We start from the raw sequence: 12,458 nt of genomic DNA on the forward strand, positions 1-12,458 counted from the left end.
ATTGCGTTAAAAAAAGCCTGTATAACAACAGGCTTTTTTTATGAGACTCTAAAAGTGGTAAGTATTTTTAACTTGGTATTATTATGGAATCAATGAGTAACTATAAGTATTATTTAATTATTGATTTAGAAGCAACATGCTGTAATCAAAAAACGATTGCGCGGAATCAAATGGAGATTATTGAAATTGGTGCAGTCATGGTTGACGCAAATACATTGACAATTGTAGATGAATTTCAAACATTTATTCGCCCAGTAAGAAACCCCGTATTAACATCCTTCTGTACTGAGCTGACAAGTATTACGCAAAATAATGTAGATAACGCTCCAGGTTTTCCTGAAGCAATAAAACACTTTAGACAATGGTTACAGTCTTATCATAACTATATTTTCTGTTCCTGGGGCGACTACGATAAAAGTCAGTTTGAACAAGACTGTCAATTTCATCAAGTAGGTTATCCCTTAGCATCTGGGCATATTAATATTAAAAAAGTCTTTTCAATAGCGCAGGGATTTAAGAGAAAGTATGGCATGAGTAAAGCTTTAAAGTTGGTTGGTGCTCCACTAGAAGGAACACATCATCGTGGTATTGATGATGCTCGGAATATGGTTAAACTTATGCCGTTTGTTTTAGGGGATAAAAAATTAAGCAGTTTATAAACTTGACGAGTTATGGTTGATCATAAAAGCTTGTAGGTAGTGTTTTACTTATGCTAGTGAATCTTTGGTAAGTGGTTAGCGTATGGAAATTTTTGTTATAGGTGTAATTGTAGTCGTTGTTATTTTTTTTGTTATTAATCATAAGTTGAAGAAAGTTCAACAGCTAAATTATATTGAGCGCTACCGATTTCAAAATGCGCTTAAAATGAAAGTGAGTAAAAAGTACCCTCAACTTGATAGAGAACAATTAAAGCTCGTTTTTGAAGGGTTGAGGGATTATTTTTGGATGTGCCATAAAGCTAATAATCAAATGGTTGCCATGCCTTCACAAGTGGTTGATGATGCTTGGCATGAGTTTATTTTATTTACGCGAGCGTACAGTCAATTTTGCAAAATGGCTATTGGTCAGTTTCTTCATCATACTCCAACAGAAGCAATGAAAACTTCAACGGATGCCAATGAAGGTATTAAGCGTGCTTGGCGCTTAGCATGCGCAAGAGAAGAAATAAGTCCTAAATATCCAGCACAGCTACCTTTGATATTTGCTATAGATACGATGCTTGATATTCCTGGTGGTTTTAGGTACGTATTGGACTGTAAAAATAACAAATTTGGTGACGGTTATTGTGCAAGTCATATTGGATGTTCTTCGGGGTGTGGTGGAGATTCTGGTGCATCTAGTTGTAGTTCTGATAGTGGTGGTTCAAGTTGTGGAAGTAGCTGTGGTGGTGGAGGAGGAGATTAAATGTTTAGGCATTCTCAAAATTGACCTACTAAGAGATAGTAGGCCTTTTCGTAGATAGTACATCGCAGGTGATAAGATATGATCAATATTAAGGTCCAGGAAACATCGTAATTACTTGGTTGACTACTGAGTTGTATAAAATACTTCCTTTTTTAGTTGCTGCACAATTATTATTGGCAAGGCTGCCTAAGTCATTAGTGACTGTGGCAGAACCAAGTATTCTTCCTCCACGTAAAGAGGTTTCAGAGCAGTTGGCATCTGAAACAATTACATTGCAAAGGTCTATCATAGTTTGTTTTGATGTACAGTGAGTATTGTCGAACGTGCTGTTAATATTGGCAACACATGGATTATTACAATAAGTGCTTTGTATAAATGTCCAGGTTGTATCACTGACATTAGCGCAGTCAATATTTGTGCACGCAGCTTGAATATTAAAAGCCAGTAGAGACAGCGGTAGTATTTTTGAAAAAATAGTGAGATATTTAACTAAGAGAAACTTAAATTTATTCATTGTCGTACCTTCCTTGATACAATAACCCCTCTTTGTATTTATAATAGTTTAAATTTTCATCTTATTGAATATCACTAACTATGATGACTTAGGTTAAGCTGCTCCATCTAGATTCCAGTTTTATATAATTAGAAGATATGTTGATTTGAAGGGTATTTATAAGATGAGTAAAAAAATAAAAGCCCACCTTTAAGGCAGGCTTTCTATCATATTTCCTTTTTTAGGCATCTATCTACATAATATTATGCGTAAAGTTTCCAGTAATATTCAATATAATAATGACCACCGTGTCCATAAAAATGACTACGACGAATACCTGATGTAGTTGAGCCCCAAACACCATTTATAGTCCAGCGCGCACCAAAAGAAGGAACAGTACAGCTGACGGTTTTGGGTGGGAAAATATCATCATTCCAAGCATCAATAAACCAATCAATAATTTTAGCCACGGCATAACCTACAGCTGCACCAATGAGTGTTCCTAATGGACCAAAACTGGAACCAATCAAACCACCAACATAAGCAGCAACGGCATCTTTTACTTGAGACTCAACTTTTTCCCACAGTTTTTGTAAAAAGGCAGCTAAACCACCATTATCTTTTTCAGCAAGAATCATAGTGATGTAGTAGGATTTTGGCCAACTGTCACCTTCACGCATACTGAACCAGTGGAAACGCCAGTTAGGGTTATACCAACGGCTATCACCATCATCAAAGCCACCACCGACAAAATGCTCATTTATTTTTTTGGTGTCACCAGTTTCATCAACAGATGTTCCTGCAACAGATATTTCATCTGATCCCCACCATTCAGGGTTTGTCTCATCAACACACTTAACACGACGTACATAAAGCGCAAGTTTGTCTGTGACAGCTTGAGGCTCAAAGTCATCATGGTCAAATTCACCTTGTAAGTCAGTGAATACTCGACCTCCGCCTAATAAAGCATCCGAGGTTAAAATATTATGACTATTGAGAATTTGAGGCTGGGTGGAACGCATACGCTCTATTTCGGGTTGACTAATATCGGCTTCAGGGGTAGGCGTCCAAATACCAAGTAAGCGAGGATCAATTTTGAGTTTAGGCAGCTTGGTCACTTCATGCTCAACACTTTCCATGGATTTTACATCAATTGCACCAAGATCACCGTATAAACGTGCTCTAACAGCCTTATCTGCTGTATAAATGGGTTTTAGGTTGCGTCTAATCGTTTCTTGTTTTTCTTTGGAATACTCGCCAAAGCGTGATTTAAAAATATCTTCAAAGCTACGTTCTAGGGGATGAAAGTTTTCTTCAACAGCTACTTTTTCTGCAGCAATTTTTGCACTATTTATTACACGCTCAACAATCTTCTTAATTTCGCTATTGGCAAGTGTAATATTGTCATTAATAATTGGTTCAAGCTTCATTTTATCCTCACTTTCCTTGTGTTAGTTGATACCCTACCAATATGCTTATAGGGTTTTTTGTTAATTTAAAAAACGGATTTATTTAGTTTAGAGCGACTCTTTAATTGTTATTCGTGAACTTAGAACAGAAAAGTCACAAAATCCGTTAGTTTTGTTATTATATGCATTTGAAGTGTTTGCATTAGTTTTAGCACTAAAGCCAAAAAGTGCAAAAAAAATTATTTTTTTAAATAATTGTGAATTGTCAACCCCGCTGCAATAACACATGCTTGGGAACTGCCAGAGTGGATATGCCAGTGAGTTAAGCCAGTTGATTCAATGTTATATCCAGGTATTACGTAATGGTCACTTTCTGCTTGATAGCATTCTGGAAGTACTTTTCCTTGGTTGTCACATGCGGATATTGCAAAAACATCTGGAAGTATTGCGGGAAACAAAAGCTTATCGTGACCATAATTGCCTGCTGCTGCAAAAATGGGAATACTGCGTAAACTTAATTGCTTCACAACATGTGCTATTTTGGGGTGATTAGCCATTGAGCCTAAAGGCATAATGATGAGACTGGCATGTTTGAGGCACCATGTTAATGCTTGTAATATCGCATTAAACTTTTGTTGCTTGGACAAACATCGCCCCATTACTTTTGCTATGATCAGTGGTTTATCAGGAATTAATCCGTGGAAACCATCCTTATCATGGCCTACTAAAATGCCAGCACTGTGTGTGCCGTGCCCAATATCATCCCGACAACCGCCTTGTGGATAAGTGAAGTCAATTAACGTTAGCTGACTGTTTTTAAAGGCTGGATGGTTTGCATTGATGCCTGTATCCAATAAAACAATATGGTCCTTGCTGTGTATCCTTTCTTGCTGCTCAGTGGATAGTTTGGGTAATAAGCAGTATTTCTTATTTATTTGTTGGGTGATTGGCAGAGGAATGTGCATTAGATAGATATACTATTTGTGATTTCTACTCTATCTCTATAACCCATATACATGCTAAATCAAGGTGTTTGCTAAGTATAAAGAGTATTTTGTTTAGTCCTTTATTTCTAAGTAGGAGAGAAGCCATTGGTCGTCATCTTTTTCCCAGCGGCCTTTAACATGATAGATTTTTCCTGATTCAGGTATCCATCCTGCCTGACCGGTAAGTAAAACAGTGGCTTCAGTGTCAGCTTCGTTGGGATGTTGTTTATTAATTTGTGTATCTGATTGAGTGATTAGAATAGTGATACTTTTATGACGAAAAAAATAAAGCGCCATGATGCGTTTTGCCCATGTTTTATCCTGGTTCTTATTTGTTATAAAGTCATCACTAAGCGCATTGAGGACTAATTTGCTATTCTTGGTTTCCAGTCCTTCTTGAATATCGCTCATAGCATTAGCAATAAGTTCTTCATCTGGGGAAGAGCTGCATGCACTTAAAAGAATACTGATACTTAATGCGACTAATGCTTTTATTAATTGTGAAAACAGGGTACTTTTTCTATTCATAGCGGTTTCGTTATACTCAAAGCGAATTTTAGTAGGAATGTCAGCAAGCAACTTGAAGTAAGCGTTTAGTGAGTGTGTGTGAGTAGGTTAAATGAGTTGGTGCATAAGTCTATGTAAATGAATGCTTAGCCATCGACTGTATTGGTCACACCTTTTCCTAAAGACGTTTCGTGAAGGGTATATCATATAGGGGTCAGGCCTGGGTAAAGGAAAAACTATGTATACACTCTATCCTGCAATTAAGCCTTATGCTCGTCATACATTGCAAGTAGATGAACCACACCAACTCTATCTTGAAGAAAGTGGTAATGCTGATGGTATCCCGGTTTTGTATTTACACGGAGGCCCTGGGGCCGCATGTGATAAACATAGCCGACGTTTTTTTGATCCTCAAACTTACCGTATAGTCTTATTTGACCAACGAGGCTGTGGCCGGTCTACACCTCATGCAGAACTGACCGCTAATAATACTCAAGCTTTGATTGAGGATATTGAAGCGATACGTAAGTTTTTAAATATTGACCGGTGGGTGCTTTTTGGTGGATCTTGGGGGTCAACACTTGCATTACTTTATGCACAACAGTATCCGTCTAATGTAATGGCGATGGTTTTGCGTGGTGTATTCTTGTGTCGGGAAATAGATATTCGCTGGCTTTATCAAGAAGGTGCAAATCGTATTTTTCCCGATTATTGGCAACACTTTATTGCACCTATCCCCCTGGAAGAACGAAAAGACTTATTAAGTGCTTACTATCGTAAGCTGACGGGTAATGATGAGCTTGCACGTATGTTTGCTGCTAAAGCCTGGTCAGTTTGGGAAGGCCATTGTGCAACGTTAAGACCCAATCAGGAAGTACTCGACTCTTTTTCTGAGCCTTATCGTGCCACATCACTAGCAACGATTGAATGTCATTATTTTACCAATAAAGGCTTTTTAGAGCATGATCAAATCATGCGGGATATTGATAAAATTGCCAATATTCCCGGCATTATTGTGCATGGCCGTTATGATATGATTTGTCCATTGGATAATGCATTACTGCTGCAGGAAGCTTGGCCCTCTGCTGAGTTACATATTGTACGTGATGCAGGACATTCTGCGGCAGAACCAAGTATTGCGGATGCTTTAATTCGTGCAACGGATGAAATTGGTAAGCGGTTAAAGCATGAGTGGGGTGATGAATAATGCATGAAATACACTGTAAGTTGTATTTTTAGTGATGTGAATTAGGTTAAATCAGTTAACGAAGTAAGATGAATTATGAAAGCATTGTTGCAGCGTGTTTCTCAAGCACAGGTAGATGTAAATGCTGAAGTCGTTGGAGCCATTGATCATGGGCTCCTGCTGCTTTTAGGTGTTGAACAACAGGACACGGCTACTGTAGCAGAAAAGCTAGCGGAAAAAGTTTTACATTATCGTGTGTTCAGTGATGCTGCTGGGAAAATGAATTTAAATGTACAGCAAGTCAATGGGGGAATATTAGTTGTTTCTCAATTTACGTTAGTAGCAGATACTAAAAAAGGTTTGCGCCCTAGTTTTAGTTCTGGCGCTTCGCCTGAACACGGTGAAACAATGTATGATTATTTTGTTAACTATTTGCGCCAACGTTACTCCCAAGTTGCAACAGGTATATATGCTGCGGATATGCAAGTATCATTAACCAATGATGGACCTGTTACATTTATGTTGGAATTTTAAATAGGCATAAAAAATTTTTTGGCTAAGAATATCGCTTCAGCAAACACGACGTTCGCAGTTTCTAATGAAAGGGTAAATTATATTAGCCACTACTACTAAGTTAGATTAAACATGCGGCCAACAAGTGTAGGAATGGCCGTTTCTACTCTTAATATGCGTTCACCTAATCGAACAGGTTCAAACCCTCTTTCCGCTAACATTTCGACTTCGTATTCAATAAATCCACCTTCAGGACCTACAGCAACAAGACTGGGTGTTGTCAGGTTGGTTGGAGGAGTAGAAATCGCTGTTGGATGTGCTACATAACACTGATTACCTGCACAAAGTGCAGGAAGTTCATCTTCAACAAAAGGCTTAAAACGTCGTGCAAGAATAACTTCGGGTTGATGAGTATCTTTCGCTTGCTCTAAACCGGCATGTAAAAAGGGTGCCATTTTTTCAGGTTGAAGCCATGGGCTTTGCCAGTAGCTTTTTTCAACACGATAACTGTTGATAAGTATTATCTTTTTTATTCCTAGAGTGGTGATTGAATATAAAATACGTTTGAGCATTTTGGGGCGCGGTAAACCCAGCAACAAGGTCAAAGGTAAGGGGGCTGGAGGTGGGGAGGTTAACTCAACTTCTAATTCAATACCGTGTTCATTGATTTCTGTAATAATACCATGACCGACATCACCGCCCACTAGACCAACTGTAACTTTATCACCGATCTGCTTCGTCAGGATGTTTTGGATATGCCAGCGTCTTCGGTCAGTAATCCTCACATGACTTACACTGATAAAGTCTTCTTTAAACAGCAGTATTAAATTCATATTTTTATAATTATCACTTAGTGATTGGTTGTTTCAGATGTCCGTTGTGTAATCATTTTTCCAAAAAACAGACCACCTTCAAATAACAGCCACATTGGAATTGCCAGCAAGCTTTGTGAAATTATATCTGGTGGTGTCAGTAACATGCCGACTACAAAACAGATAACAATAATATAAGGCCGCTTAGCCTTTAAACTATCAACAGATGCAACCCCTGACCAAATAAGTAATACAGTGGCTATAGGTATTTCAAATGCGGAGCCAAATGCCAAGAATAGTTTTAGCACAAAATCCAGATATTTGTTTATATCTGTCATTATTGCCACATCCGTGGGGCCTATTTTAGTGAAAAAATCAAACAGTAAGGGAAATACGACAAAATAGGCAAAAGCTACACCCAAGTAAAATAAAAGCACACTAGAAGCAAGTAATGGAACGGCTAGCCGACGCTCGTGCTGATATAAGCCTGGTGCAATAAAACTCCATGCTTGATGAAGTATATAAGGAATCGTTAAAAAAATTGAGGCAATAATAGTGAGTTTAAAAGGTGCCAATAAAGGAGAGGCTACTTCAGTAGCAATCATGGTGCTGCCTTCTGGAAGTAACTCTCTTAAAGGCAACGAAATAAATTCATAAATAACGTTGGCAAAAGGAATTAAGAGTACAAATGCTACCCCAATAGCAATAAAAACTCTAAGTAAGCGACTTCGAAGTTCTGTTAAATGCTCAATAAAGGGTTGTTCTTTATCGCGGTTATGGGTCTCTTCAGTACTTGAGTTTTGCGAGCTCATGGATAGTCACAACTTATATCGAACGGTTAGGAATCAGATGGGTGAACTGACTTTTCTGTTGGCGCTTCACTTTTACCTGTGTCAGATGCAGGTTGTGAAATAGAGTAAGGCTTGATCGTTGGAGCCTTTGAATCAGTTTCAGGTGGTTGTGAAGACGATGACTGGGAGAGTGCAGGGTGAATCGAGTTGTCCAAGTCGTGTTTTACACCCTCAACATTTTCTTGCAAGCTTCTTTGAGCCTGCTTTAACTCATCCATGATTCGCTCATTATGAAGTTGGCGCTTGATTTCATCCGCGCCAACTTCTCGCTCAATTTCAGATTTCATTGCTGTAAAACCACGACGAATCCTGCCAACCCATAAAGTAACAGTGCGAATAGCATGGGGGAGTCGCTCAGGACCTAATACGATCAGGCCAATAATGGCAATAAGCAGAAGCTCTGCAAAGCCTATGTCAAACACGTTATTTCCTCAGTGTGGAACTCCAAAACTACTGTTTATTTACAGTGTCGTGCTCTTTGGTGGTGTCTTGTTTACTTTCAGAGGATTTGTCCTGCTGCTGATTTTGTTGCTCTAGCTTGTGAGGAGGCGCATCTTTATTAGCCTCTGAGTCAGAGTCCATTGCTTTTTTAAAGCCTTTGATTGCAGAACCTAGGTCACCTCCTAAGTTGCGTAAGCGTTTACCACCAAACAACAGTAAGACGATAACGAGAACAATTAACAGCTGAACCCAACCAATATTACCCATGTGTTACTCCTTTTAACGAAATTCCACAGCAAAAATGATGCTGTATTATAAGGGATTTAGTGGCCCACCACCTAGTATATGAAAGTGAAGATGGAATACTTCCTGGCCACCGCCTTCACCTGTATTGGCTACCGTTCTAAAGCCGTTATCCAGATTTTGCGCTTTGGCAATGAGTGGAATGGTTTTTATAAGGTGGGTTAGCAGGTGATCATGTTCAGGTTTTATATCATAAAGGTTACAAATATGTTGACGAGGGATCACTAATAAGTGAGTGGCTGCCTTGGGGTTTATGTCTTTAAAGGCAATACAGTGTTCATCTTCATGGACAATATCTGCTTTAATGTCACCCGCTACAATTTTACAGAATAAACAGTCAGTCATTATTTATTACCTGTTCGAGAAGCTTTTTCTTCTAAGCCAGATATTGAAAAGCGTCTGGCTAACTCTTCTAGTATTTCTTCCGGTTTAATATTCAAGTGAGACAACATGATAAGAGTGTGAAACCACAAATCTGCTGTTTCGTAGACTACATCCGCCTTCAGCTGTGTTTGCTCAGCGTCTTTGGCGGCAATGATTACTTCTGTGGCTTCTTCACCCACTTTTTCCAGAATTTTATTGAGTCCTTTATCATAAAGGCTCGCAACGTAAGAGCTATCAGCACTTGCATTTTTTCTTTCTTCTAATACTTTGCCCAGTGCTATTAATACATCACTCATAGGTTTGACCATAGTAAACAGGTTTTTGTCAGAAAATCTTGCATCGTAAGCGCTACGAGCATTTATTTAAAAAATTAGACATTCCAGATAAACACCTATTTTTTGGAGTAGATGGTTTCTGGATCTTGTAAAACAGGGGTGACGATTTGCCATTCTGGCTCTTTTTGGCTGGTATCCAGCTGACGATAGAAACAACTAAACCGACCTGTATGGCAAGCAATGCCTCCTTGCTGAGTAACTTTTAGAATGATGACATCACTATCACAGTCCAAAAAAATACTATGGATTTGCTGGGTATGACCAGACTGCTCACCTTTATGCCATAGTTTCTGGCGTGACCTTGACCAATAGACAGCTTCACCTGTTGCAACGGTTTGTTGAAGGGCGGTTTTATTCATCCACGCCATCATGAGAATTTGGTCAGTGGCGGCATCTTGAGCAATAGCGGGTATTAGCCCATTAGCATCCCATTTGAGATCGTTTAGCCAATCATTTTGTTCTCTATTTGCCATACTGTGCTTAGTCCTGCTTAACCAGTAATACAACACCCAGTGCTACAAGTATTAAGTGGGCTTCACTTGCATTTAGTATGACGTTATACCAATCAGGAATCCACAAACCAATAAGGCCAACCGCGAGTGTTGCACCGCCAACCCACTGCTGGATTCTACGGCGTTGTTGCTTATGCCGTGCTTCTTCAAGTTGTTGCTGATAGTGATGTTGATGAGCAACATAACCCTCAACGGCTTTGACGACTGTCTGTGAGAGCAGTGGAGCTTGTTCCAGTAAGTCAGGTGCTTTTGTATGCAGTGACTTTAATAGGCCCACTGGACCAATACGCTTTTTCATCCATTGTTCAAGAAAAGGTTTAGCGGTTGACCAGAGGTCTAGCTCAGGGTATAGCTGTCGACCAAGACCTTCTATATTGAGCAGTGTTTTTTGTAACAGTACCAGTTGAGGCTGGACTTCCATATTGAAGCGGCGTGCTGTTTGAAATAGGCGTAATAACACTTGGCCAAATGAAATATCTTTAAGGGGTTTTTGGAATACAGGCTCACATACAGTACGAATTGCGGCTTCCAGTTCATTCACCCTGGTCTTTTTAGGTACCCAGCCAGAATCAATATGTAGTTGAGCAACCATTCGGTAGTCTTGCTTAAAAAAAGCAATGAGGTTGCGAGCCAGATAGCTTTGATCCTCAGGAGTGAGTGAGCCACATATTCCACAGTCGATCGCAATATAACAGGGATTACTGGGGTCTTCTGTTGCCACAAAAATATTGCCTGGATGCATATCTGCATGAAAGAAACTATCCCGAAAGACCTGAGTAAAGAAAATTTCTACACCACGCTCAGCTAGTTTTCGCATATTGGTGCCTTGCGCTAACAATGCTTCAACATTGGCAACAGGGATACCGTGAATCCGCTCCATCACCATGACCTGGGTAGACGTGAAGTCCCAATACACTTGTGGTACATAGAGTTTGTCTGACTCCGCAAAATTACGGCGGAGCTGTGAAGCATTTGCGGCTTCACGTTGCAGGTCTAACTCATCAAAAATAGTATTTTCATAGTCTTGCACAACTTCCAGGGGACGAAGTCGTCGGCCTTCGCGAGAGACCAAAACAATAATGCGTGCTAAGAGATAAAGTAAGGCAATGTCTTGTCGTATAACTTTGTTGATTCCAGGGCGAATGACTTTTACAACAACCTGTTGTCCATCTGGTAATTCTGCAGCATGTACTTGAGCCACCGAGGCTGAAGCCATAGGTGCTGCAGAGAATGAGGTAAACACTTCTGAAACAGGTCGTTGCAGGCTTGCTTCAATAATTTTAATAGCCTCTTCGCTGGCAAAAGGTGGGACTTGGTCTTGCAGCTTTTGCAGTTCTTGGGCAACGTCATCTGGGAGCAAGTCTCGGCGAGTCGATAATAACTGGCCAAACTTAACGAAAATAGGACCGAGTTCTTCTAAAGCCAAGCGTAAACGCTCTGCCCGTGGGCGTTGATTTCGGACGAACCAGCGCCACGGTAAGCACCAAAATGCCAATCGCAAGTAAAAGGGCAGTGGGGCATCGTCTATCAAGTTATCTAAACGATACTTGGCAGTAACATAAATGATTTTGAGCAGGCGGGGAATCTGAACCACGGCTAGTCCTGTTGAGGCGCGTTTTTAAATTGTTGCTGGAGGCGAGCAAGCCGATATTCAAGTTGCTCTGTATCTGATTGCAGTTGAGCCAGGTCTTCTTGAAATATCTCTACCGCATTTCGAGGTGGGAGTTCTCTCAGCTCTTCTTGTAAATATTCTGTGATATTTTGCTGTAATGTTAACCGGGTATATTGCAGCCAATGGAGACCACTTTTCAAACCGTTAGTGACTTTATGCGCTAAAAGTGGACCTATGAGCTTGGCAACCATGGCTTCCCAGTCAAGCTCGCTTTCTTGAATGGTATGATGAATAGCCATGATAAAGTCAGTGTTGCCAGCTAACTGTAAGCGCTCATGTAAAGTGTTATCTGCCGTTGATTTGTGGAGGAGGAGGCGCAGTAAATCAACACCTTCACCGGTGATACAGGCAGTCAGGTTACTTTCGTGATGGCTATGCAGATTAACGCCTTGCAGCGTAAATGATATGTAAAAAGTTAATTTAGGTTGTGTACTTTGGATACACAGTGTTTCACCACTAAAATGTGCAAGGCGCTGCTGAGTGAGTGGATCAAGCGCCAGTAACTCATTTACCACCTTTTCCATGGCGGCATACAAAGCTGTATTAACAGTAATGCTCATACTTCTGACTCCCTTCTACTTCGCAACTTATTTATAAATGTGCTAGTCAGGGTAAAAGTGCTAGCTTGATAAATGCGTGCTAATTAAACA

The 12,458-nt window shown here is 39.9% G+C and carries 17 protein-coding genes; 4 read left to right on the forward strand and 13 right to left on the reverse strand.

Going from position 1 to position 12,458, the window contains the following annotated elements:
- Window positions 1–92: 92 nt before the first annotated feature.
- A complete protein-coding gene (locus tag ACQ96U_RS18245) occupies window positions 93–659 on the forward strand; it encodes an exonuclease domain-containing protein (RefSeq protein ID WP_431722696.1) in 567 nt (188 codons plus the stop codon).
- Between the two features lie 82 nt (window positions 660–741).
- Window positions 742–1,404: a glycine-rich domain-containing protein gene (locus ACQ96U_RS18250; protein ID WP_431722697.1), complete on the forward strand. Its 663-nt coding sequence runs from the start codon at window positions 742–744 to the stop codon at window positions 1,402–1,404.
- Between the two features lie 88 nt (window positions 1,405–1,492).
- Here ACQ96U_RS18250 and ACQ96U_RS18255 read toward each other — a convergent pair whose 3' ends face one another.
- The 4 genes from ACQ96U_RS18255 to ACQ96U_RS18270 all read right to left on the reverse strand — a co-directional run bounded on the left by ACQ96U_RS18255 (window position 1,493) and on the right by ACQ96U_RS18270 (window position 4,820).
- The gene (locus ACQ96U_RS18255; protein ID WP_431722698.1) at window positions 1,493–1,918 is read right to left on the reverse strand and encodes a hypothetical protein; all 426 of its coding nucleotides are present in this window, start codon (window positions 1,916–1,918) and stop codon (window positions 1,493–1,495) included.
- Window positions 1,919–2,160: 242 nt separating this feature from the next.
- The gene (locus tag ACQ96U_RS18260; RefSeq protein ID WP_431722699.1) at window positions 2,161–3,327 is read right to left on the reverse strand and encodes a hypothetical protein; all 1,167 of its coding nucleotides are present in this window, start codon (window positions 3,325–3,327) and stop codon (window positions 2,161–2,163) included.
- Between the two features lie 218 nt (window positions 3,328–3,545).
- Entirely contained in the window at window positions 3,546–4,271 is a 726-nt protein-coding gene (locus ACQ96U_RS18265; RefSeq protein WP_431722700.1) for a S8 family peptidase, read from the reverse strand.
- A 93-nt stretch (window positions 4,272–4,364) separates the two neighbouring features.
- On the reverse strand, window positions 4,365–4,820 hold the full coding sequence (locus ACQ96U_RS18270) for a hypothetical protein (protein WP_431722701.1): 456 nt from the start codon (window positions 4,818–4,820) through the stop codon (window positions 4,365–4,367).
- A gap of 217 nt (window positions 4,821–5,037) precedes the next feature.
- Between ACQ96U_RS18270 and pip the strand changes: the two genes are divergently transcribed.
- On the forward strand, window positions 5,038–6,006 hold the full coding sequence (pip, locus tag ACQ96U_RS18275; RefSeq protein ID WP_431722702.1) for a prolyl aminopeptidase: 969 nt from the start codon (window positions 5,038–5,040) through the stop codon (window positions 6,004–6,006).
- A gap of 75 nt (window positions 6,007–6,081) precedes the next feature.
- Entirely contained in the window at window positions 6,082–6,519 is a 438-nt protein-coding gene (gene dtd, locus ACQ96U_RS18280) for a D-aminoacyl-tRNA deacylase (RefSeq protein WP_431722703.1), read from the forward strand.
- A gap of 95 nt (window positions 6,520–6,614) precedes the next feature.
- On the opposite strand, the gene ACQ96U_RS18285 is transcribed toward dtd, so the two are convergent.
- The 9 genes from ACQ96U_RS18285 to ACQ96U_RS18325 form a co-directional block, all read right to left on the reverse strand.
- Window positions 6,615–7,331 carry a 16S rRNA (uracil(1498)-N(3))-methyltransferase gene (locus ACQ96U_RS18285; RefSeq protein WP_431722704.1) on the reverse strand — a complete coding sequence of 239 codons (717 nt, stop codon included), beginning with the start codon at window positions 7,329–7,331 and terminating at the stop codon, window positions 6,615–6,617.
- 17 nt (window positions 7,332–7,348) lie between these two features.
- Window positions 7,349–8,122: a twin-arginine translocase subunit TatC gene (gene tatC, locus ACQ96U_RS18290; RefSeq protein ID WP_431722705.1), complete on the reverse strand. Its 774-nt coding sequence runs from the start codon at window positions 8,120–8,122 to the stop codon at window positions 7,349–7,351.
- 26 nt (window positions 8,123–8,148) lie between these two features.
- A complete protein-coding gene (gene tatB / locus ACQ96U_RS18295; protein WP_431722706.1) occupies window positions 8,149–8,583 on the reverse strand; it encodes a Sec-independent protein translocase protein TatB in 435 nt (144 codons plus the stop codon).
- Window positions 8,584–8,611: 28 nt separating this feature from the next.
- Complete coding sequence (gene tatA / locus ACQ96U_RS18300) at window positions 8,612–8,869, reverse strand: twin-arginine translocase TatA/TatE family subunit (RefSeq protein WP_431722707.1); 258 nt, start codon at window positions 8,867–8,869, stop codon at window positions 8,612–8,614.
- Between the two features lie 45 nt (window positions 8,870–8,914).
- Window positions 8,915–9,250, reverse strand: a complete 336-nt coding sequence (locus ACQ96U_RS18305; RefSeq protein WP_431722708.1) for a histidine triad nucleotide-binding protein — start codon at window positions 9,248–9,250, stop codon at window positions 8,915–8,917.
- A complete protein-coding gene (locus ACQ96U_RS18310; RefSeq protein ID WP_431722709.1) occupies window positions 9,250–9,585 on the reverse strand; it encodes a phosphoribosyl-ATP diphosphatase in 336 nt (111 codons plus the stop codon). Before ACQ96U_RS18310 ends, ACQ96U_RS18305 begins: the two co-directional genes overlap by 1 nt.
- Window positions 9,586–9,680: 95 nt before the next feature.
- A complete protein-coding gene (gene hisI, locus ACQ96U_RS18315) occupies window positions 9,681–10,097 on the reverse strand; it encodes a phosphoribosyl-AMP cyclohydrolase (protein ID WP_431722710.1) in 417 nt (138 codons plus the stop codon).
- Between the two features lie 7 nt (window positions 10,098–10,104).
- A complete protein-coding gene (gene ubiB / locus ACQ96U_RS18320; protein ID WP_431722711.1) occupies window positions 10,105–11,730 on the reverse strand; it encodes a ubiquinone biosynthesis regulatory protein kinase UbiB in 1,626 nt (541 codons plus the stop codon).
- A gap of 2 nt (window positions 11,731–11,732) precedes the next feature.
- Window positions 11,733–12,368 carry a ubiquinone biosynthesis accessory factor UbiJ gene (locus tag ACQ96U_RS18325; RefSeq protein ID WP_431722712.1) on the reverse strand — a complete coding sequence of 212 codons (636 nt, stop codon included), beginning with the start codon at window positions 12,366–12,368 and terminating at the stop codon, window positions 11,733–11,735.
- Between the last annotated feature and the right edge of the window lie 90 nt (window positions 12,369–12,458).

The organism is Zooshikella sp. RANM57 (genome assembly GCF_050749885.1).
In the GTDB taxonomy this organism is placed as follows: domain Bacteria; phylum Pseudomonadota; class Gammaproteobacteria; order Pseudomonadales; family Zooshikellaceae; genus Zooshikella.